The organism is Phocaeicola sp. ICN-14070, assembly GCF_037892625.1.
GTDB classification, from domain to species: domain Bacteria; phylum Bacteroidota; class Bacteroidia; order Bacteroidales; family Bacteroidaceae; genus Phocaeicola; species Phocaeicola plebeius.
Genome location: NZ_JBBKBF010000062.1, coordinates 1 through 23,512, shown reverse-complemented (window position 1 = coordinate 23,512; position 23,512 = coordinate 1). Strand labels below are relative to the sequence as shown.

18 protein-coding genes and 2 pseudogenes are annotated in these 23,512 nt (G+C 42.4%); 10 read left to right on the top strand and 10 right to left on the bottom strand.

Features of this window, described 5'->3' with window-relative positions; translation table 11 throughout:
* The 10 genes and pseudogenes from WKT20_RS14555 to WKT20_RS14510 all read left to right on the top strand — a co-directional run.
* Positions 1-399, top strand: a 399-nt coding sequence (locus tag WKT20_RS14555) for a hypothetical protein (RefSeq protein ID WP_270653985.1), incomplete at its 5' end; no start/stop codon positions are given.
* An 809-nt stretch (positions 400-1,208) separates the two neighbouring features.
* Positions 1,209-1,721 carry an Imm26 family immunity protein gene (locus WKT20_RS14550; protein WP_302559480.1) on the top strand — a complete coding sequence of 171 codons (513 nt, stop codon included), beginning with the start codon at positions 1,209-1,211 and terminating at the stop codon, positions 1,719-1,721.
* A gap of 52 nt (positions 1,722-1,773) precedes the next feature.
* Positions 1,774-2,316: a hypothetical protein gene (locus WKT20_RS14545; RefSeq protein ID WP_340417581.1), complete on the top strand. Its 543-nt coding sequence runs from the start codon at positions 1,774-1,776 to the stop codon at positions 2,314-2,316.
* Between the two features lie 102 nt (positions 2,317-2,418).
* Positions 2,419-2,835, top strand: coding sequence for a hypothetical protein (locus tag WKT20_RS14540; protein ID WP_118164181.1), 417 nt, complete (start codon positions 2,419-2,421; stop codon positions 2,833-2,835).
* 61 nt (positions 2,836-2,896) lie between these two features.
* Positions 2,897-3,277, top strand: coding sequence for a hypothetical protein (locus WKT20_RS14535; RefSeq protein WP_340417580.1), 381 nt, complete (start codon positions 2,897-2,899; stop codon positions 3,275-3,277).
* On the top strand, positions 3,274-3,801 hold the full coding sequence (locus tag WKT20_RS14530; RefSeq protein WP_340417579.1) for a hypothetical protein: 528 nt from the start codon (positions 3,274-3,276) through the stop codon (positions 3,799-3,801). The genes WKT20_RS14535 and WKT20_RS14530 overlap by 4 nt, the downstream gene beginning before the upstream one ends.
* On the top strand, positions 3,788-4,408 hold the full coding sequence (locus WKT20_RS14525) for a hypothetical protein (protein WP_340417578.1): 621 nt from the start codon (positions 3,788-3,790) through the stop codon (positions 4,406-4,408). Before WKT20_RS14530 ends, WKT20_RS14525 begins: the two co-directional genes overlap by 14 nt.
* A 296-nt stretch (positions 4,409-4,704) precedes the next feature.
* Positions 4,705-5,073: a hypothetical protein gene (locus WKT20_RS14520; RefSeq protein WP_227994625.1), complete on the top strand. Its 369-nt coding sequence runs from the start codon at positions 4,705-4,707 to the stop codon at positions 5,071-5,073.
* Position 5,074: 1 nt separating this feature from the next.
* A pseudogene (gene tnpB, locus WKT20_RS14515) lies at positions 5,075-5,284 on the top strand (IS66 family insertion sequence element accessory protein TnpB); the annotation flags it as partial.
* Positions 5,280-5,729, top strand: a pseudogene (locus WKT20_RS14510) (IS66 family transposase); the annotation flags it as partial. The pseudogenes tnpB and WKT20_RS14510, both read left to right, overlap by 5 nt.
* 174 nt (positions 5,730-5,903) lie before the next feature.
* On the opposite strand, the gene WKT20_RS14505 reads toward WKT20_RS14510, so the two are convergent.
* The 10 genes from WKT20_RS14505 to WKT20_RS14460 all read right to left on the bottom strand — a co-directional run.
* Entirely contained in the window at positions 5,904-7,274 is a 1,371-nt protein-coding gene (locus WKT20_RS14505; RefSeq protein WP_340417577.1) for a BACON domain-containing protein, read from the bottom strand.
* Positions 7,275-7,654: 380 nt separating this feature from the next.
* Positions 7,655-9,694 carry a M13 family metallopeptidase gene (locus WKT20_RS14500; RefSeq protein WP_340417576.1) on the bottom strand — a complete coding sequence of 680 codons (2,040 nt, stop codon included), beginning with the start codon at positions 9,692-9,694 and terminating at the stop codon, positions 7,655-7,657.
* 31 nt (positions 9,695-9,725) lie between these two features.
* Positions 9,726-11,660: a ribosomal protection-like ABC-F family protein gene (abc-f, locus tag WKT20_RS14495; protein ID WP_340417575.1), complete on the bottom strand. Its 1,935-nt coding sequence runs from the start codon at positions 11,658-11,660 to the stop codon at positions 9,726-9,728.
* 75 nt (positions 11,661-11,735) lie between these two features.
* The gene (locus WKT20_RS14490; RefSeq protein ID WP_340417574.1) at positions 11,736-12,707 is read right to left on the bottom strand and encodes a bile acid:sodium symporter family protein; all 972 of its coding nucleotides are present in this window, start codon (positions 12,705-12,707) and stop codon (positions 11,736-11,738) included.
* A 152-nt stretch (positions 12,708-12,859) separates the two neighbouring features.
* On the bottom strand, positions 12,860-14,503 hold the full coding sequence (locus WKT20_RS14485; protein WP_007557817.1) for a fumarate hydratase: 1,644 nt from the start codon (positions 14,501-14,503) through the stop codon (positions 12,860-12,862).
* A gap of 99 nt (positions 14,504-14,602) precedes the next feature.
* Positions 14,603-16,150 (bottom strand): TlpA family protein disulfide reductase, encoded by a 1,548-nt coding sequence (locus tag WKT20_RS14480; protein WP_340417573.1) that lies wholly within the window; start codon positions 16,148-16,150, stop codon positions 14,603-14,605.
* Between the two features lie 17 nt (positions 16,151-16,167).
* A complete protein-coding gene (locus tag WKT20_RS14475; protein WP_118164199.1) occupies positions 16,168-18,159 on the bottom strand; it encodes a DUF4954 family protein in 1,992 nt (663 codons plus the stop codon).
* Between the two features lie 10 nt (positions 18,160-18,169).
* Positions 18,170-19,426 carry a GTPase HflX gene (hflX, locus tag WKT20_RS14470; RefSeq protein ID WP_118441154.1) on the bottom strand — a complete coding sequence of 419 codons (1,257 nt, stop codon included), beginning with the start codon at positions 19,424-19,426 and terminating at the stop codon, positions 18,170-18,172.
* Between the two features lie 83 nt (positions 19,427-19,509).
* Positions 19,510-20,898, bottom strand: a complete 1,389-nt coding sequence (locus WKT20_RS14465) for a RagB/SusD family nutrient uptake outer membrane protein (RefSeq protein ID WP_117701930.1) — start codon at positions 20,896-20,898, stop codon at positions 19,510-19,512.
* 26 nt (positions 20,899-20,924) lie between these two features.
* On the bottom strand, positions 20,925-23,512 hold a 2,588-nt coding region (locus tag WKT20_RS14460; protein ID WP_340417572.1), incomplete at its 5' end, for a SusC/RagA family TonB-linked outer membrane protein.

Below are 23,512 nucleotides of genomic sequence, written 5' to 3'. Positions count from 1 at the left end.
ATTTCCCTTATAAAAACTGATGACGACGGTTATATGAATCATACCTCAGATTCAGTTCTTTCGTTAGGAGTATTGGGAAATCCTTTCTTTTACTATCCGGCAATAACACCAACAGCTTATCTGGGTTACTTAGAATCAAAATATCACCGTAAGCCATATAATGAATTTGTAGATGGTAAAAAAATCCTTTGTGATTATGTAGCAACCATCAATGAAATTGCAACAATCGAGAATGACGGGAAAATAATCACCGTAAAGTTTCGTCAAAGTGAATCTCAGCTTTTAAAGGAGTATGTATGCTATTACATTTGGCTATTGTCCCAAACTAGTCGATGCTATTTAAACTACATAGAGGCATCAGTTGAGTCTGCTATTGCATTGTACAATAGACAAGTTTAATCTGCGGAGATAAAATAAAAACATTCTTCCAATCACCAGTTGTGTTTGCAGAATAATGTGTTAAAAACAATCTGATACACAGATAAATTATTCTCCAACTGACGGCTTTATCAAAGAAAAAAGTAACTTTGTGGGTAAGAGAATAACAGACTGGTCTTTGGGGACAAAATCAGGATGTGCCATGAATAGACCTGAAATAATACATGAAATGAATAAGTTTTTTCTGATATTATTTGTGTTGACCGCATCTATTTTGTCGGTAGCATTATGGGGATTAATAATCATAACTATACTCAATTTAATCAACTGTTTTACATGGTATGAAAAAGCCCTATATTCATTAGGGATTATAAGCATCGTATTGATGTTCTTTTCTCACGCTTTCTTATACCAAATAATGTATGACAATAAAATATACGCATTGCTAATTAAATGGATCAAAGGTCATGATATTACTCCGTGGTTTGTATTGACTATGGGACTATGTAACACCTATTTGTTGGATTTATATTACACACGAAACAAATATTCAAAATTTGATTTACTTCAGTATCGTGTAAATATTACGGATTCTATTATTGTCATGCTCCCTTTAATAAACATATGCATCTATTTTTCAATAATTAAATCCGGTGCTTTAAAACAAAAGATTAGCAAGCGAGATTTTTTGCATTTATATGTTAGAGGAAGACTGATACAGCATATTATTCAATCAAATGAATAGCAATCACTTTAATAGACATATTCCGTTTGATGAAGTCTTATAAAATTAGATATTATAGTTCATAACAATTCAAAATCAGACACATATGAAAGAGCAAGACAATAAGAATTTGGAGATAAAAACTCCCAAAAGACAGCAAATGACATCAGGAGCCATATTGGAAATTCCTATCAATAATGAGTATTATACTTATGCACAAATACTTTATAAAAGTCAATGTGCATTCTTTGATTTTAAGAGTCTGTCCCCAATTAAAGATATAACTATATTGGCGGATTTGCCTGTTCTATTCATCACAAACATATACAAAGAGGTGGTGACTAAAGGAGTATGGCAAAAAGTGGGGAAACTCCCTATCAGGGATGAATTCAAGAATCCCCCTATGCAGTATATATATCATGATTATTCTGGAAAGTTTGAATGTTATAACCCTATGACGGGTGAAATTTTTCCCATTGAAAAAGAACAAGCAGTCGGATTAGAAAGGGCAGCCGTATGGGATGCTCACCACATTGTTGATCGGATTTACGATCACTATAATGGAACTCCATGCAAGTGGTTGAAACAGCACTATGAGTTATTTAAAGAAGAAAGCTAATTCGGTGCAGGTGATTTTGATATTCCACAACATTTAAATAAAAAAGTTTTTTATGGAAAGAGTCTCTCATGCAATCAATAGGGTGATATTTGGGTTGTTTCTTTTATTGGCGATAGTTCTTTCCCTTGCAAATTGGGGAATAATACTGTTCTCAATAGTTGACACAGTAATTATACATTCAGCTAAGGCCATCTTAGTTTACAAGATATGGGCTGCGTTAGCAATATCCGCAGTCATATTGTCTCACGCTTTTTTTTATCAAATAATGTATGATCCAACTATTAGTAGTCGAATTCTGTCATGGGTTAATCAACATTCCACCGTATTAGCAGTTTGGCTATCATTGGGATATATCAATACATACTTGGTAGATTTGTTTTATATTAAAGAGAAATATACACAGTATGAATTATTGCAATATAGGATTAATGTAACGAGTTCTACTATTGCCATGTTTCCTATATTAAATATAGTAATATATCATTCAATTATTAAAAAAATGCGCAAAAATGCGCAGCTGCTTTCTACTAAGGGATTAATTATCTTATACTTAAAAGGGCAGCTGATGACATACCTAATTCGGGTAAAGCAATAATGGCATAGATATAGATATGGTAGAAGCTGCCCTAAGAAACAATTTGAACTGGTAAAATAAGAATCTTATATACGCACTGGTAAACAAGAAAACGATTGTGTAATGGATAGATTTAAGCTTGAAATATTCAAAAAAGAATCAGAAAAAGATTTTACGTTCTATAAGACTTTATCCATGGAAGAAAGTTCTTCTTTCCTTAACGAACTTTCAGTGCAATTTCATGTTCAATGCGAGAACTTCAATATTTTGCAGAATATAGGAGAGCCAAGAGAAGATATGAATGCTGCATCAGACGAATTTCAAGTGGAAAGGCTTTTTACAAAAACGAATCATCTTGATGAGATTGCTGTTGTTTGGAATTTTGAAAATCGGATTGATGTTTTTAGTTATGATGATTTCTGCAAATACTTTTCTTACATCTGGTACCCAGTCGTAGATGATATTCTTGTTACAGACATGAAATATGATTTTATATTTTTCATTCGGCATGATGGCATAATCTTTGATATATACAGGTAACCCATTCTGTGCATAATCCATTAAATAGTTATATATGTCTTTGGCGGAAAGGAGGTAAGCAATGAAACTAACCGATAAACGAATTTGGAAATTTGAAGCAGCCATGTTGCTGTGTGGTGTGGCAACAGTTTGTATAGAAGCATTGAGCTATGGGATAAGCTTGTTTTACCTTATAGGGCAGTTACTTATTTATCCGCTATGCTTCTTTATAGGTGGAGTAGCAACGTGGAAAGTCTCTAAAGCCGGGAAAGTGTGGCAGCTCATAGGGTATAGCATGCTTTTCTCTTTCATTACCTATAATCTCTTTGCCATAGCCCTTTATCCCATATTCGGGATTCCTTTTGCTTCTTTTGCGTATTTGTCGTCGATTGGTTGCTTTGCGTTGTTCTCGGTTTTACCAGTAGTGATTTGCTGTTATGCGTATAAATGGATGGAAAAATGAAGAAATTCAGAGGACAACATCGATATTACAGAAGATTGAAAGTCGGAACACTGGCTGTGCATAGAAAAATGGACGAATGGATAGATTATCTGGAAAATGGACAATCGCAATACGACTATGACCATATCCATTTTGATTGTCCCAAGCAGCCATTGTTCCGCTGGGATGCCATCAAGCAACATTTAGATGCCATGATGTGCAGTTTCAATGTTATCGCAATGAAGAGCAAAGAAACCCCATTTGAATTTCAATTGTGGGCATTTATAGGAGTACAAAAAGATTTTGGAATAGAGCCCGCATTGTATTTTCATACCCCTAATTCTGACTATGAGGATTTTCCACAAAAATTTGATGATTTCGCCTTGGAACTGCCTTGTGGAGATAAACAGCTTGAACGCTATCTCAAACAATTAGCAGATAAAGGATTCACTATTTTACACTCAAGCCAGGAAGCGGACTTCATTCAAATTATCATCTTCAATAATAGTATAGGTAAAAAATTGCGCACCGATGAAACTATATGATAGAAACAAGATATTAAATACGTTCCCCATGCTAAATAGCTTCAATAAAAGCAATGGTCTTGCATGGCGTATCATTGAACAAAATGGATTCAAAATATTATTCGGTATTATGACAGATTCTACCAGTGATAAAAAATGTTTTCGCTTATATTGGTTTTATCAATGTCTGTATGTTCCATGTCCTACTTATGATATAGGGTGCGGCGAAGACATTGGCATATTTTCATTATCGGAAATAGAACTTGCCGAAAGAAAAATACATCAAGAACTCCAAAAGCATTCCATTCATTCCTTTGAAGAATTTATAAGGCAATATGGCAAGAAGATCCCATGTTATAATCAAGGTCTTGCGAATCGTTTTTTTCCTTTAGTTGCTACGTTAATCACATTGGAAGAATACAATAAAGCGTTAAAAGTATTAACTAAAATCAAAGCGAAGATTTGTATTGAGCAATTTTTCCGTGGAAAGAAAACTTCTATTTCTACAGATACAGCTATGATACAGCTTATGGAATTAAGAACGCTACTTCAACAACGTCAATACCAATCTGCTCTTTCTCTTCTTAGGAAATGGCAAGACTTTACTATTCAGGCATTGAAAATTTAGTTTCGTCATTATAATAGTCAACTTTCTGATCATAAACAAATCACCAAATAGGAAGTGTTAAAAAAACAAACTGATACACAGATAATTTCTTTCCATTTTGGCGTATTTATTGAAGAAAAAAGTAATTTTGTGAGTGGCTGTTAGGTCATTATTCTTTTTAAAATAAGGCATATAGTAATTATGGAATATATATATTATAGAGTTTATTTGGCATACCGTAACCATTCTATTTTCCGCCTTGACACGCATGTTCCCTAAACCTACCTTTGCGCCGTAACCCTTAAACAACAATGATTATGGCAAAAGAAAAAGTAAACTACCAGGAGGTATATGACCTCTATCAGTTATGCAGTGAGACCAAGGATCTTCGTGAGTTCTGTGCGGATTATGGAGTAAATTACGACAAGTTCATGAACTGGCAGCGTCATCAGCTATGGAGCGAAAAGTTAGGCAAGACAGTTCAGGTTGAGCAACCCAAGGTTGCCAAAGTCCGGATAACCGGCAAGCCTTGCAACAGTCCAACCGTAAAGTTGGAGGTGAAACAACCTGAAGGTGAATCTCCTATAAGATGGGTTAAGCTGCAATTGACATCAGGTGCCACACTGTTCCTGAGAAACACCACAGTTCTTGACTTGAGCCTGTTGCTTAATAAAATGATAGGATGATATGCTTGGACTGAGTGCTAACCTGAACTATTACCTGTTCAACGGTAATGTGGATTTGCGGAAAGGAATCTTCCGCCTGTGTGAGAGTATAAGGGAAGAGATGTCACTTGACCCGAGCGATGCATCCAATGTATATATGTTCATGTCCAGGAACCGGAAGGTCGTTAAGATACTTCATTACGAACGCGGTTTTTATGTGCTTTACGAGAAACATTGACAAATCTGCAATGGAGAAGTCCGAGTACGACGGTTCTGGCAAGAAAGGTGATGATGATAATAAGACCGATGGTAACGGTACCGGCAGCAATACCTCTTCCGGTAACGCACCTGCACAGAACTGCAGGCCTTCAAGGAAAAAGGAAACTGCTCCCCGTGCAGCAAAGACCAGGCTGAAGGTGGATAAGGTAATTGTTCATGAAATAGAAGACTATTACCAACTCCCGGATGGTGCAAGGCTTATGAAGCGTAACGGAATGGCTGATGTGTGGGAATACAGGTTTATAGAACATGTGCGTGCTCATAACGTGGAGCATGTGTACAAGGTGGCAAGGGTAAAGCTTGCAGACGGCACTTTCACTAACACGATGGAGCATCCCTTGAAAAACCTTGGAGGAATCTTTTCCCCTGATTTGCTTGCCCGTCTGCTTTGTCTGAAAAAAGCCCTTCTGCCATGTTTTTATCAATCGGAATGTTAAAACTAAACTATTTTCTTGCGGACATTTTTATTTTATCGGCTGAAAAACAGCCGATAAAATTGTCATGGCGGAAAATAGAATGGTTACACTATAAGTAAACCTATCTCTGTTTTTCATTTTGAGACAGCCTCCTAGTCACTCGTACACAAAACGGTATTCATCATTGTAATAAGACGTAGACTCTGAAACATGATTTCCATGTTCATCCTCCTGGTATGAATACAAAGTACACTTGCCAGTAATTACATCCAGATAATTATCTTCCGTAAAGCTATATGCAAAAGGAGCCCATGTATCTTCATGTATCACTTCCGGTTCTCCCGGTTCCGGCATACGATATCCCCAATCCACGACATCTTTCGTTACCAGATTCTTACTACCTTTACCCATCATACGCAACATATAAAGCATGGACACCATGTCATCATATTCATAAGTATGACTGCCGAACAACGGACGAACCACTACATTAAAATCAAAGTAAGGCGTTACATTCGGATATTCAGTATATGCATAACTCATATAGCTTTCATCCGAGAATTCTCCCTCCGTCGACATCAGGTTGCCATTCTGCCAGTTCAATTGCAGAATAGACCTATCCGAAGCACGTCCCATCCTGCCAGAAGATACTCCCGGATTGATTGCCACATTTCCATCTTCCTCATCCCCATCTTCATGGTCACCTGGATAATAGTCATAATCTTCTTGTATCTGCTGAAGATAACCGTCGGAATAAATAAACATCCACAATGTATGCTGCTCAGAAGAAGATTCCTTTTTCTTATACAACTGTGATACATAACCCTCTGAGTTCAATGTAATCACATACGATTCATCCGATTCATATCCGGAAAGTGTTTTCAGGTCAATCCACATCTGTTTTTCCTGATAAGTGAACTGATAGATTCTCTCTGTGAAATATCCCTGCATATCGCCTTGGTAACTAATGGTTTTCAAGGCTACCAGCTTTCCGTTCTCATTATAAGTAAGTTCCCCAATAGACTTAGTATAGCTGTCCGGATACAAGCTGCTTGAATTTGTAATCTCATAACGAGCCAGACGCTTCTCTTTCGGGGCAGGAGTTTCCCCTGCTTCTGTAGTAGCTTTCTGCTCTACGGTAATGGTTATCACATCGTTACCACAACGAATTTCGATGGTAGCCTTCCGGTCCTTTCCGGTCAGGTTCTCTATCAATGTCAAGGTTAAGGTATATTCACCAGGACCTCCGCTATAGGCACTCAATTCCAGCCATTCCACTTTTCCCGAAGTAGCCTTGGTTGCAGCTTCTGTCGCAACTTCTGTTACTGTGGCTGTCCAGTCGGACAGAGCTGTAAAACTGATTCCACCCTGATTCGTTACCTCATCGGCATAAACCACCTGAGTAGTTTGTGTACCTTCTTTCAAAGTCAGATTTGTGGGAGTCTCATCCTTTTCACTACATCCTGAAACTAAGATTACTCCCCACAGACAAACAACTGACAATAAAAAACTTAACTTGTTTTTCATAATTCCCATTTTTGAATGTTTTCTTTTACAAAGAAAAGTTTTTCATTTAAGGTATACATCACCGGAAACCGTGAATTCCTCCCTCGCAAACCACAAATTTGCCTTATCCATCCTTCCAAACTTCAGGACAAATTCTCTGTTTCACACTGTGAAATACAAAAACCACAGTGTAGTATATATATTTCACAGTGTGGGATACAAATCCCGCTATGTGAAACAGAGAATAGACAAGCACATTTGAAAGAATATTTCAGGAGAAAAAGAACAACAGACTACATGCCCTGTGGATTCTCCATCTTAAAAACAAAAAGAGGGGTACATGAACCTTGCAACAGTTCATATACCCCCATTTATAGAGATTGTGAATTATCGTCTGTAGTTTACCACACGTTCACACGGTTTTCAGGAGCTACATACAACGGATCAGACGGTGTGATGTGGAAGGCATCGTACCAAGCCTGAATGTGAGGCAACGCTCCGTTTACACGCCATTTACCCAATGAGTGAGGATCTGACTTAGTGTACACACGAATCTGTTCGTCGCGGATGTTACCAGCCCACAAAGTAGCATAAGCCAGGAAGAAACGCTGTTCCGGAGTGAAGCCATCGACTACACCAAGCGGAGCATCCTTAGTTGCATTCTGGAAAGCCAGATAAGCTACGTTCAAACCTCCGTGGTCGGCCAAGTTTTCACCCAGTGTCAGTTCACCGTTAGCCTGCAGGCCCGGCAATACTTCAATCTTGTTGAAGAAATCCACCATTACCTGTGCACGTTCCTTGAAACGGTCAGCATCACCCGGAGCCCACCAGTCGGTCAGGTTTCCGTCTTTGTCGAACTGACGGCCCTGGTCGTCGAATCCATGCGTCATTTCGTGACCGATTACTACACCGATGGCACCATAGTTGGCAGCATCATCAGCTTCCATGTTGAAGAACGGCGGCTGAAGAATAGCAGCAGGGAAACAGATTTCGTTAGTTGACGGATTATAGTAGGCATTGACAGTCTGCGGAGTCATCAGCCATTCATCTTTGTCAACCGGCTTACCAATGCGGCTGTACATATCATTGAATCCCCATTCTGAAACACGGCATACGTTAGCCCAGTAAGAATCGTTCTTGATTTCCAGCTTAGAATAGTCTTTCCACTTGTCAGGATAACCTACTTTTACATGGAAAACAGCCAATTTTTCGTGTGCTCTGATTTTGGTGCTGTCGCTCATCCATTCCTGTGCGTCAATACGTTCACCCAAGGCAGTCTGCAGATTCTTCACCAACTTCACCATACGTTCTTTGGCAGCAGCCGGGAAGTATTTTTCCACATACATTTCGCCTACCAGCTCGCCCAACATGCCGTTCACTGAGTTTACAGCACGTTTCCAGCGCGGCTGATTTACCTGGCGTCCTGACAATACCTTGCCATAGAAATCGAAACGGGCAGCTACAAAATCATCACTCAGGCAAGAAGCTGCTGCATCCAGCAGGTTGTATTCCAGATACGATACATGTTTAGACAACGGAAGTGTATTCATCAGGCGAGCGACTTCCTGAATCGGCTCTACCTGTTCTACGTTCAGTTCAGCCGGAACCTGAATACCCAAACCTTTCATATAAGCATCCCAGTCGATTCCGGAAATGGTCTTTTTCAGCTCATCGAAAGACATTTTGTGATAGTTAGCTTCTGGATCACGAAGTTCTGTTGCACTACGTGATACTTTAGCAATGGCAGTTTCGATTTCCATCACATCAGCCACTTTCTGCTGTGCATCTGCTTCAGAGAAACCAGCCAACTGGAACAACTTGCCGATGTAAAGTTTATACTGTTCACGAATATTCTGAGTGATGCTGTCAGTATCCAAATAATATTCCTTTTCACCCAGGTTGATACCACCCTGTCCCATCTGGAAAATGTTGAGCGAGCTGTTCTTCGGGTCAGCATATACATAACTACGGAAATAGGTACCGATACCGATATGAGCCATTTCAGTCATCATTGGCACAATTTCACTCTTGTCTTTCATGCCGGCAATCTTATCGAGCATGGCTTTTACCGGTTCTGCACCCTGTTTGTTCAGGGTTACGCTGTCCATTGCCATGTTATACAAGTCACCGATTTTCTGTGCGGCAGAACCAGCCTGATTATTTTTCTGCGCAGCCAATCCTTCAATCAGTTCGCGCAACTGCTTCTGGCTGTTTTCAAATAGTTCATCAAACGTGCCGTAACGAGAATATTCGGCAGTCAACGGATGTGCATCGTTCCATCCTCCACATGCGTAACGGAAAAAGTCCGTACCGGCAGACACGGTAGTATCCATGTTTGCCAAATCAATGCCAGAAGTGCTTTTCGCTTCCTTCTGTCCGGCGCAGCTTGTCAACATAGCAAATGCCAACGTAGCTACGGCTACATAATTCTTCTTGTTCATAAATGCATTATTTTAATCAAGTCTCTCTTATTTATTTCATTTCTTCCAGTTCCGACAGCAGCAGTGTCCATTCCTCCTCTGCCTCCGCAATCAGCTTTTTCAGTTGCTGGTGCTGCTCGTACAGCTTCATATCGGAAGCACCTTCAGGGGTAGCCATCTGTTCCTCCAGTTGTGCCACCTGCTCTTCCAGTTTCTCAATCTTTGCCTCGCAGTCGGCCACCTGCTTCTCCAACTTGCGGATTTTCTTGTTCAGCTCCTTCTGCGCTTCATACGAAAGTTTTCGTTCACTCTCTACCGGCTCTTCTTTCTTGAGCGAAGCAGTCTGCGGAGATTGGGACAACTGAAGTTCGTTCAGATTCTCCATTTTCTTCTTTTGCAGGAAGTCGTAGATTCCGCCGATATGTTCCTTCACCAGTCCGCCACCAAATTCGTACACCTTGGTCACCAGTCCGTCAAGGAACTCACGGTCGTGAGATACTACGATGACCGTACCGTCGAACTCTTTCACAGCTTCCTTCAGTACATCCTTCGAACGCATATCGAGGTGGTTGGTCGGCTCGTCCAGAATCAGGAAGTTCACCGGCTCCAGCAGCAGCTTAATCATAGCCAAGCGACTGCGTTCACCTCCTGAAAGCACCTTTACTTTCTTTTCGGAAGCTTCTCCTCCAAACATGAAGGCACCTAAGATGTCTCTAATCTTCAGACGAATGTCTCCTTTTGCTACACGGTCGATAGTATCAAAGACAGTTACGTTTTCATCAAGCAGCTGTGCCTGATTCTGTGCAAAATAGCCAATCTGTACATTGTGTCCGATGGTCAGTTTTCCTTCATAGGGAATCTCGTCCATGATACACTTCACCAGCGTAGACTTACCTTCACCGTTCTTACCCACAAAAGCTACCTTTTCACCCCGATGGATAGTCAGGTTCACATCGTGGAAGACCACATGGTCGCCATACGCTTTCTTCACATTCTCACAAATCACCGGATAGTTACCGGAGCGCATGGAAGGAGGGAACTTCAGGCGAAGTGTAGAAGTATCTTCTTCATCTATTTCAATAGGCACGATTTTCTCCAGCTGCTTGATACGGCTCTGTACTTGTACGGCTTTCGTAGCCTTGTAACGGAAACGTTCGATAAAGTCTTCCGTGTCTTTTATTTCTTTCTGCTGATTTTCGTAAGCACGCAACTGCTGTTCACGGCGTTCTTTACGCAGCACGACAAACTCATCGTAAGCTACCTTGTAATCGTATATCCGTCCGCAGGAAATTTCAATGGTACGGTTGGTCACGTTGTTAATGAATGCTCGGTCGTGACTTACCAGCACTACCGCGCCGGAACTCATCTTCAGGAAATTCTCCAGCCACTGGATACTCTCAATGTCCAAGTGGTTGGTCGGCTCGTCAAGCAACAGCACATCGGGACGACGCAACAGCAGTTTCGCTAACTCAATACGCATACGCCATCCTCCGCTGAATTCAGAAGTAGGACGGTCAAAGTCTGTGCGGTTGAATCCTAACCCTGTAAGCGTACGTTCTATCTCTGCACGGTAATTGGTCCCTCCCATCATCAGGAAACGTTCGTTCTCATGGGTAAACCGCTCTATCAGCTCATGGTAGCTTTCAGAATCATAATCCGTACGGTCGGCCAGTTCCTGGTTCATTTTCTCCAGTTTTTCCTGCATCTCAAAAATATGCTCAAAGGCCATCTCGGCCTCAGCCATTACCGTACGTGTATCGCTCAGAATCATGACCTGCGGCAAATAACCGATGGTAATACCTCTTTGTACGGCTACCACTCCCTCTGTGGGCTGCTGCAATCCGGCCAGGATTTTCAGCATAGTCGATTTTCCGGCACCGTTCTTTCCTACCAGTGCAATACGGTCTTTTTTGTTGATAACAAACGATACATCTTCAAATAGCGGAGTAGTTCCGAACTCCACTTTCAGTCCTTCTATTGAAATCATGCGAATTTATTCTTCTACATTACAAAGTGACGGCAAAGTTACAACTTTCCGAGCACAGCAATGACAGACAAGCTGTTAATTTTTCAAAGCATCGGACTCTCCCTCCGATTTACGCTGCAAATACAACTGGTAGGAATTGACTACATTATGCCACACACTGTAGAATCCTGCCGCAACGGCCGTCACAGGAGTGAAGAAAGTGTAGCCCATCCAGATGGCAAATACCGTATTTTTCTGTCCTAAGGCTTGTCCGGAGCTGATGGAATCGCCGTAACGACGTCCTATCTTTTTCCCGAAATAGAACTGTAGGGCACAGCAGACCAAAGAAATGCCTCCCAATCCGGCCTGGTACCAAAAAGACACGTCACTGTGTACAATACTCTTTACCGTTACCCCAATGGCCAACGTCAACGCCACAGCCCACAGATAAAAAGAAAGTTCATGATACTGTCCTAACTTGGCATGTACTTTCGGAAGCAAAGTCCGCAGTAAAATGGCTGCCAGGAACGGACAAAGCAATAAAGGGAACACCTTTCCCAAAATCAGCGCAAACGAACTGCCAAAATTCAGTTCCGGATGCGGGTGTACCAACGGAAGTACCAGCGGAACCAAAATAGCTGCCAGCAAATTGACTAAAATGGTATAGGTGGTCAGATGTGCTGCATCTCCTCCTAACTTGCGTGTAACCACCGCAGCCGCTGTTGCTGTAGGACAAATCAGGCAAATCATGGCTCCTTCCACCAATATACGGGCTGAGAAATCTGGGAAAATCACCAGGAGTAATCCCAAAAGCAAGAAACTTGCTCCCTGAATCAGCAGCAAACGCCAATGCCAGGCACACAACTTCAAATCGTGTACATTGATTTTACAGAATGTCAGAAAAAGCATCAGGAAAATCAATACCGGCTGTACAATATCGATGGCATGAGCCACAAAGGGCTTGGCAGGTACAAGAAAAGGGATATTGACATACACAAAATACAGAATGACTCCCATTGCCATGGCTATGGGCAACGTCCAATTTTTACAAAAACGCAGAATATTCATTGTTAATCCACTATGGTGAAACAAACCTGCCAGCGCAGAGTGAAAGAAAAAGGATTTGCAACTCCGGCCATCTACAGGCTACGGTTTGCAAATCCTTTGTATGGTCTTATGCCTCTCACATCTTACAGAAAGAAGCATATCAGATGTGTCAATTACTTACAGTTGCCAGTGCAACGAGGTTTGATTTGTTTGAAGAAATCATTACCCTTGTTGTCTACCAGGATGAATGCCGGGAAGTCTTCTACTTCAATCTTCCAGATAGCTTCCATACCCAGTTCCGGATATTCTACACATTCAATGCTCTTGATATTGTTCTGAGCCAAGATGGCAGCCGGACCACCGATAGAACCCAAATAGAAACCACCGTGTTTCTTGCAGGCATCTGTTACAGCCTGGCTACGGTTACCTTTAGCCAACATAATCATAGAACCACCGTGACTCTGGAACAAGTCTACATACGGGTCCATACGACCGGCAGTAGTCGGGCCCATAGAACCACAAGCCATACCCTGCGGAGTCTTAGCCGGACCAGCATAATAAATAGGATGATCCTTGATATACTGAGGCAGGTCTTCACCACGATCCAGACGTTCTTTCAGTTTGGCATGTGCAATGTCACGACCTACGATGATAGTACCGTTCAAAGACAGACGAGTAGCTACCGGATATTTATCCAGTTCAGCCAGGATTTCCGGCATCGGACGGTTCAAGTCAATCTTCACTGCATTGCCTTCACCAGCCTGACGCAATTCTTCCGGAATCAGTTCGCCCGGATTTGAATCCAGTTTTTCAATCCAGATACCGTCTTTGTTGATTTTACAACGGATGTTACGGTCGGCAGAGCAAGATACGCCCAAACCTACCGGACAAGAAGCACCGTGACGCGGCAAACGGATGATACGCACGTCGTGTGCATAGTATTTACCACCGAACTGAGCACCCAAACCGATGCGGTGCGCTTCTTCCAATACCTGTTTTTCCAGTTCTACATCGCGGAATGCGCGTCCGTATTCGTTACCAGTAGTCGGCAGGTTATCGTAGAAACGAGTAGAAGCCAATTTCACAGTCAACAGGTTCTTTTCAGCTGATGTACCACCAATTACAAATGCAATGTGATAAGGAGGACAAGCTGCAGTTCCCAAAGTCTTCATCTTTTCAACCAGGAACGGAACCAGTGTAGCCGGATTCAAGATGGCTTTTGTTTCCTGATACAAGTAAGTCTTGTTAGCAGAACCACCACCCTTTGTTACGCAAAGGAATTCATACTCCATGCCCTGAGTAGCTTCAATGTCAATCTGAGCCGGCAAGTTGCAGCGAGTATTCACTTCTTCGTACATAGTAAGTGGAGCGTTCTGAGAGTAACGAAGGTTTTCTTCTGTATAAGTCTTGTACACACCCAGAGAAAGCGCTTCTTCATCACAGTAGCCAGTCCAAACCTGCTGTCCTTTTTCACCGTGGATAATTGCTGTACCAGTATCCTGACAGAAAGGAAGTACGCCTTTGGCAGCAACTTCTGCATTGCGCAGGAAAGTCAAAGCTACATACTTGTCGTTGTCGCTTGCTTCCGGGTCAGTCAGAATCTTTGCCACCTGTTCGTTGTGAGAGCGGCGCAACATGAAAGAAACATCGCGGAAAGCCGCATTGGCCATCGCAGTCAAACCTTCTTTTTCGATTTTCAGGATGGGTTTTCCTTCAAACTCGCTTACAGATACATAATCTTTTGTAAGCAAATAGTATTCAGTTGTATCCTTGCCATGTTCAAACATTGGCTGATACTTGAATTCGGGTGTTGCCATAATACATTAAATTAATTATGAGTTATTAGTGGACACAAAGTTACAAAGTATTATTGAAATTTTTCCTTAATTCCTACAAAAAGTTATCTGTAATTCTTCTTACTCTTCTATTGCACGAATCAGGTCCTTTTGCAGTACATCTACTCCGGGGAATCCCACATAACGTCCCTGCAATTTTCCGTCATGACTGATAATTAGATAAGCAGGAATTCCAGTTACTCCATAAGAAGTACACAAGTACTTCCATTGTGAGTCAGTCAGCCGATAGTGCACTCCCGTCATCTTGGACAGATTTGATTTCCAGATATTTTCAGGGGAAGAAGGTCCCGTCAGATAAATATATACGATGTCTTTTGATGACAGATTTTTCTTCAGAGGTACCATAGACTGCATACTTTTTTTACAAGGGCCACACCACGTAGCCCAGAAGTCTATCAAAATGGCACGCCCTTTATGAGGAGCAATAATCTTAGGAAGAATATCCGCTCCTTCTACCTGCGCATCCAGCGAAACAATCACTGCTTCCTTTACCGACTCCATCCGTTCGGCATTCTGCTGAAGTGCTTCTGCCACAGCTTCCACATACATACGAATTTCTGGGAAATTCACCGTTTTCAGCACCTTCCGGTCATCTGAAGATATAGAAGAGGAAGCAGTAAGCCGACTACAGATGGGTATCACCTGTTCATAGTCAGATTGCAACTTGGAAGCGACCTCCGGACTCTCCATCAAGCCTTTTTCTACGGCACGATAGGCATTCAGTGCAGCAGAAGAAGGGGAACTGGCCAACTCCCGGTTAATAGTCTCAGCGGCCCCGTCAAACCAAGCCTTCTGTTTTTTCTCGTAACGTTTACCCAGCAAACGGGAAGCGGACATACTCAGGCGAGGAAGATTGATATATACTGTCACCTCTTCGTCGGGCACAAGAAACAGCTTCAAGACCGCTTCGTTCAACCGCAATGCCGTCAAAGTTGGTTGCAACAACTCTGTTTCCAAATGAAACGAGCCATCCTGACGGACTTTAATGCTTTGCTTCCATTCCTTAGGGAAAAGACCGTCTTCATATTCCAATTCCGTGAACAATGACATTCTCGGATCATATCCTAAAATATAACCGTTTACTACAGCCTTTCCTACTGCCAGTCCAGGCTCTGGAATTTCATTACTCCGCTCCGGCTTGTCTGTTGTAAGATAATTAGGCACATACACATAAGGTTCTTCCCGACTTAACTGGATACCAAAGATGTTCCATCCCATCTCCGGCTCGATAAAGTCCACTTCATGCACATCCGAAGGAACCGGCGAAAAAGAAAGAGTTATTTCCAAGGTTCCATTCTCTTCGATTACCTCCGGCTCAGTCACTCCATCAATGGAAATACGTTCCGCCTCACGAAGCTGTGCCATCCCTCCATCAGCCCATTTCAATGCTGCTTTTGAAGAAATGACAACCGGAGTTCCCGGCTTACCATACATCACCGCATCGACCTGAGTCTGTTCACTGGTCTGGATAATCCGTTTGAATTCTATCTCCGTCGTATTCGACAAGACGAAACCCGGACATTCCATCACCTTTCTTCTATTGGCCTGCACCTGCAAAACCATGAAGCAAACGCAAAGCAAACATATATATCTGCATATTCTTTCCATACGCAGTACCTCCCATTTTACAATAAATTCTTTACACGTTCTATCAGTTCGTTTCCAAGCTCCGTTTTTACCTTTATATGTTCCAGCACCGCTGTCACAAACGGATTGCTTTCGAACACGCCACGTACTTCTTCAAAGTCGCGCACCTTTTCCTCACTGCTTCCATCTGCCCCGAATCCGGTCATGGAAGTCAACGAGAATTCCTTCTTGGCATCTTCGTACACCATTTTATCCAGTCCCACTACGGCTTCCTGCCACTGACGTACGATAGCTGCGATGTCTGCCGCTGTAATCTTATCAGCCTGCAAGCCATAGAAATCAAGCATTTTTTCATACGCCCACGTCCATTCATACGTATAATAATTGGCGTGCATTTCCGCAAAACGGTCGTGTATCTCATCCACACTGTTCAAACGGTCGCACTCAATATCTTCCATCAGGCGTTCTATCTCACTCTTTGGGGCAATCAGTCCGGAAATATCCACCCATTCTCCAGTTCCAATCGGCGTATCTGGAATCAGGCGAGCACGAATTTCTTCATCAGAAGCAAAACGAATGGCTTCCAGACGCTTGATGACAGAGTTTCCCAAGAATTTATGGATGGCAGTCTCATAAAACTTGATTCCCTTGTTCAGTGCCGAATTCTTAATCTTCGCACTTTGATAAGAGTAAATCTCGGAAGTTTCCCCCGACACACGAGCCAGCTCTTTCAAAATCTGTCGACCAGCCATCATCTTCTGAATGGTGTACGGACTCAACAAGTTATAATTAATCTGGTCCAAACGATTCGGATCTTTCCGCTGGTCACGTTTAGGCCACTTCTGCGCATCACGAATTGTACCTACACTCCGCAAATTGACACCCGGCACCAGATAAGTCGTATTCTTTTCCTCTATCAAATAAGAAAAAGGCAAATTCGAAGTATCCGGATGAGTGACATGACGTCCCATCACCAGCGAGAAGGCACCAATACGGGCTGGCCACAAGATATAAGAATCAGAAGTGGTCTTAGCACCTCGTTCCAATGCCCCCTGATGAATCGGCCCTAACTTATACATGTGGTTACTCTGGTTAGAACCTGAGCCTGCATTCATGAACGAAAACATGCCGGCAATGAGTAACGTAGACTTATGGTGCGTTACGGTAAAGGGTCCGGCAAAAATAGCACAAGCCTCTCCATTTTCCTCCTGACAATTACTGAAGAACAATGAATCAGAAGCCGAATAGGTATGCCCCAAATGACAAGCCTGCCCCACGAAACAACGTGTAAGCATCGTGCCATCTTCTACGTGTGAGCCACTTGAGATGATAAAATCATCACAAATCACTCCGTACCCAATATGCACCGGTGCATGCTCATTACTATTGATGCTTCCATTCTTCAAACGACCGGTTCCTTCAATCTGGCAATAATCCCCAATCCGTACATTCTTGATGTAACCGGCATTCACTATCATTACATGACTCCCGATAGTCCCTGTATCTGACGCATGTGACTCTGCATAAGACTCAATAATCTTTCGCATTTTGTCTATCAGCACCGGGCGATGGCGGTAAAGTGCCATAATATAAGCCTGATGAGCAGAAAGACGGTCATGAATAATTACCTCACGTCCACCGGTTTCATTCAGAACTGAAACTTCCACTCCATTTCCAAAACGGCTATGGCAATCTACCAAAATAATGTCTACATTCTCGATAAACGTATCATGCCCTATCTCATAGTTAGCTATATAATTCTTTACATTCTCAATGTAACAATTGTCACCCACCGTTACATTGTGTAAAGTAGCATAATACACACCAGAATGCTTAGTCATTCCACCAGCCAAGGTAAACTCCTTTTCAAAGACGCCCAGCCGCACTTTTCCTGAGAAACGGGCGTGATGAATATAATCTGTACGAAAATTATCAGCTACTTCAACTCCACTCCAGTCGGAAGCAATACAATGTTGCGCCTCCAGTCGTGCGATTTCTTCTCTTGTCAGTAAACGATAGTGCTGTGTCATATTTTTGTCGTTATTCTTCGTCGTATGTCTGATATAAAAAATCATTGTAAGGATACTTCTGCACATGCAGTTCCTTTACCTTTTTATATAATAAATCACGGAACTGATCAATATTAGTCTTTTCACGTGCGGAAATGAAGATACAATTATCATTCAGTTTCGCCATCCAAGTATGCATCAGTTCCTCCAGCGTGATATTTTCTTTCGTCTTCGGAGTCAGGTCATCTTCTGCCTTTTCTACATACGTATAGGCATCTACCTTATTAAATACAATCATGCCAGGCTTTCCACCCGCACCCAAATCAGCAATTGTTTTCTCTACCACCTGAATCTGCTCTTCAAAATCGGGATGTGAAATATCAACTACGTGTACCAGCAAATCCGCCTCACGCACCTCGTCCAGCGTAGATTTAAACGAATCGACCAAGTCAGTCGGCAATTTCCGGATAAATCCTACCGTATCCGAAAGCAAGAAAGGTAAATTTTCGATAATGACTTTACGTACGGTAGTATCGAGCGTAGCAAACAATTTGTTTTCCGCAAAGACCTCACTCTTGGCCAGCAGGTTCATCAAGGTCGATTTACCCACGTTGGTATATCCCACCAGGGCCACACGAATCATGCGTCCACGGTTCTTGCGCTGAGTAGACTTCTGCGTATCAATTTCAGCCAAACGCTGCTTCAGCAAAGCCATACGGTTCAAGATGATACGGCGGTCCATTTCCAACTGAGTTTCACCCGGGCCACGCAAACCTACAGAACCTTTACCACCTCCGGCACCGGAACCACCACCCTGACGTTCCAAGTGCGTCCACAAACGCTGCAAACGCGGAAGCATATACTTATACTGCGCCAGTTCCACCTGCGTCTTGGCATTGGCTGTCTGTGCACGCATCGCAAAAATATCAAGAATCAGTGAAGTACGGTCCAGAATCTTCACTTTCAGTTCATTCTCAATGTTACGGATTTGCTTGGCCGAAAGTTCATCATCGAAAATCACCATCCCGATTTCCGTCTCCTCGCTCTCATTCTGCAACTCCAGGTATTCTTTCACCTCTTGCAACTTACCTTTACCTACATAAGTCACCGAGTTCGGCGTATCCAGTTTCTGTGTAAAACGTTTTACTACCTCTGCCCCAGCCGTCTCAGCGAGGAAAGCCAGCTCATCCAAATATTCATTGGTCTTACGTTCATTCTGAGTCTGGGTTATCAAACCCACCAGCACAGCTTTTTCAGTCTGTGCTTCTGATATTACAAATTCTTTCATTCAGTGTAAATCTAATTTCTATACGGCACAAATATAAGCAAAAAGAGCGCATCTCTTTACAGATACGCTCTTTTATTTCTTTCTTATTTATTCAAATCCGGATTCATCAATTCTTCGCTTTGTGGAATCGGCCAGACATATCCGCTACTTTGCGGAGTAATCTGTGTTTTCCGTTCAAAGTTTGCCCCACGACGCAACACATCAATGCCTCGCATCGCCTCACCAATAAACTCCAGACGACGCTCGTTGTAAACTGCCATCTTCAAATCTTCACCAGACAAATGATCAATATCCAGCTGATTGCTTGTCTCCGGTAATGAACGGAATCTCACCTGTTTCAAACATTCTCTGGCAAGCTTTTCATTTTCAGTTCCACCCAAATTTACATAACATTCGGCCAAGTTCAACAATGTTTCCGCATAACGGAAAATCGGTGCCCAATCCAGTTTCTGTGCAGCATCCGTAAACTTCAGCAGCTGATTCTTTTCATTTTTCATCTGTACACGAGCATCATCAGCTGAATTGTAATTCGGCTTGCCCATGATACCGTTTTCCACGTCTACCCACAGAATTGTATTCTTAGCGTAATAATATTCTGCCAATCCTTGCTGGGTATTCGGGCGGTTTGTTTCCTTCATTGGCAAAGAGAATATGGTTTCATCCGTATAATAAGGAGCCTTGAACATATCTCCAAACTTCGGAGTCAGTTCGTAGCCTGTCACCAGCTTACCTGCTTTTACCGCCTCTGTCCAGTTATTCATGGACATATACACGCGCATCTTCAACATATTGGCAGCCGCCTGTGTAGCACGAGTTACAGTCGGTTCATCTGCTTTTGCTTTTACCGGCAACGCACTGATATTCTCCAAATCCGAAAGAATTTGTTCGTAAACCTCCTTCACTGTAGCACGTTTCAACGCATTGTGCTCACCGTTCTTTTCCGGAGTCAAACGTAAAGGCACTGATTTCGCATCCGGATTAATTACGTAGGGCGTAGCATACAGATTATTCAAATAGTAATAAGCAAATGCACGCACAAACTTTGCCTCCGCTTTATACTGCTCATACTTTTCTCCAGCAGTAGCTTTAGCACCTTCCAACTCATCCAAGAAAATATTGACACGGTTAATGGCGGCGTATGCCATGCTCCAGGTCACCGTATTTTCTGCATCTGTTTTGCCCACATTAAACTTATAAGTATTGGCCAGCGTAATCAAGTTCGGGTCAGAATTTACAATATCTTCTCCACGGTTATCAAACACCAGATAGGTTTTTCCTCCCATGAAAGAATCCGACGCATCATTTTTTATCGAACCGTACAAGCCTAATACAGCTGCTTCCAAACGATTTGCATCATTATAAATATCTCCCGGCTCAATGTACAAAGGTGGTTCCTGATCCAAGAAACTGCTGCTGCAACTACTCAACGTAGTTCCAGCCATCAATATAGCATATACAATATATTTTTTCATTCGAATCTGCTTTTAAAATTCAACAATTAAAACGCCAAGTTCACACCAAATGTGTATGTACGTGCCTGTGGCAAGGTATTTTTATCCGTACCCGGAGCCAGAGTAGCATTAGTCGTATTCGACATTACCTCTGGATCCATACCAGAATACCCCGTAATTACGAACAAGTTCTGCACCTGTGCATATACACGCAACTTGCTGATACCGATGGCGCTCGCCCAGTTCTTCGTATTGAAAGTATAACCCAGTGAGATATTCTTCAAACGCAAGTAATCACCTTTTTCCACCCACTCGCTGATAGGCATGGCTGAACCATTAGAATAGTTATCGCCATACACTGGTTTCGGGAACATGGCATTCTTTCTCTCCTGCGTCCAGTAATTCTGAAGCACTTCCTTCGAGTTATTCCAATAACGCATGTCACTTACCGTCGCCTTTGTACCATTATAAATATAGTTTCCACCCGAGAACTGGAAGAACAAAGACAAGTCAAAATTCTTGTAAGAGAAGTTATTACTCCATCCACCGTACCAAGTAGGCAACGTATTGCCACAAATTACCGGTTTCAGACTACCCTCATAAGGTGTTCCATCTTCAAGAATCCATTTTGCCTCTGAGGCATGATTATACAGCACACGTTCTCCATTCTCTCCATAGAACACACGGAACCCGGTTTCCGGATCTACTCCACCTGTCGGTGTCAGATACAACTGACCGATAGATTTGCCAGGTACTGTAATATTTGTAATTTCCAATCCACGGGCATCACCTTTGATAATATTATCCAGACCGTTAGCCAGAGACACAACCTTATTACGAGTAGTCGTAATATTAAAACTTGTATTCCATTTGAATGCACCGTCACGCAAAATATCCGCAGAAATCGTCAACTCTATACCTGAGTTCGTCATCTTTCCGGCGTTGGTTGTCAGGATATTTCCAGGAAGACCTTTTGAAGGAGCCTGTGGCACATCCAAAATCAAGTCTGAAGATTTCGTATAGAAATAGTCAAAATCAATATCAAAACGATCAAGTACACGTGCACTGAAACCTACGTCATACTTTTCTGAAGATTCCCATTTCAAATTCGGGTCAGCAATCTTACTCAGACGATAACTTCCCTGAGAACCATAATAATAAGGAGAATAGTACGAGCGTGAAGCGTAATCATCGATATTCGTATTACCCACTACACCATAGCTACCCTTAATCTTAAAGTCTTCAATCACATGCTTGAGCGGTTCAAAGAAAGCTTCTTCCGACACACGCCATGCAGCCGAAACACCTCCGAAGTTACCCCAGCGGTTATCCTTGCTTAATGCAGAAAGTCCATCACGACGGAAATTGATAGAGAACATGTATTTCGATGCAAAGTCATAGTTGATACGTCCAAAATACGAAACCATAGAGCTTTTGGAAATACTGCCCGAAGCTGTTGCATTGGCAAAAGTTCCCTGGAAGTTCGTAAACTTATCATCCTGCAATTCTGTACGAGAAGCATCCCATTCATTGTAGCTGCTTTCAGTAGCTTCCATACCCACCAGGAAGTTGAAATGATGACGATTAGCCGTAAAATCATACGTAGCCGTATTCGTCCAGGTCCAGATACTACTATGTACTGCCGCATTAAATGCATATCCTCCATTATTCACGCCATCTCCATGATTAGGTGACCAGAAACGAGAGTTTTCGATACGTGCATCGTCAATATTATACTGGGTTTTCAATGTAAGACCTTTCACAGGAGTAACTTCTGCAAAGAAGCTGCTCAAAATACGGTTTACATCCACATTGGTCTTATTACCCAATTCCACCAATGCCACCGGATTCGAGAACGTATTCATTACCGCATTAGGTCCATAACCTAACACACCTAACGAATGATCATAATAACCTTTTCCATTTTCATCATAGATAGGCATATTCGGAGAGTTAGCCAGCGCCATACGCGGGAAACCACCTACTGCAAAGCTTGAACCGTTACGTGCCGCATCCACCTGCGATGTAGAACTTACGTTCACGCTCGAGTTCATACCAATCTTCAGCCAGTCTGTCACGTTAGCCACAATGTTAGCCTTACCACCCAGACGTTTATAGTTATCGCCCACTACAATACCTTTCTGCGTATTGTAATTAGCCGACATATAATATTTCACTTTTTCCGTTCCACCACTTACAGCTACAGTCTGGTCTTGTGTAAACCCATTCTGAAAAATAGCGTCTGCCCAATTAGAGTCTACTCCCGGCATCAAGTTAAACGCCTTATCACCATAAGCAGGATTAGCTATGAATGTCTTATCCATAGCAGCCAGTTGTGCTGCAACATCTGTTCCGTATGCATTACGAACCGCCATATTCTTGAAGTCTACATACTCCTGTGCATTCATCATATCAATAAACTTCGTCCGGTTAGAGAAACCGACAGAAGCATCATAAGTTACTTTTGCTTTTCCGCTGCTTCCCTGCTTGGTAGTAATCAGCACGACCCCGTTTGCCGCACGTGAACCATACAAAGCTGCTGCTGCCGCATCCTTCAACACGTCAATAGAAAGAATATCGGCCGGATTAATGTCTGCCAATGCATTGGCATTACCCAATCCTCCACCCAAATCAC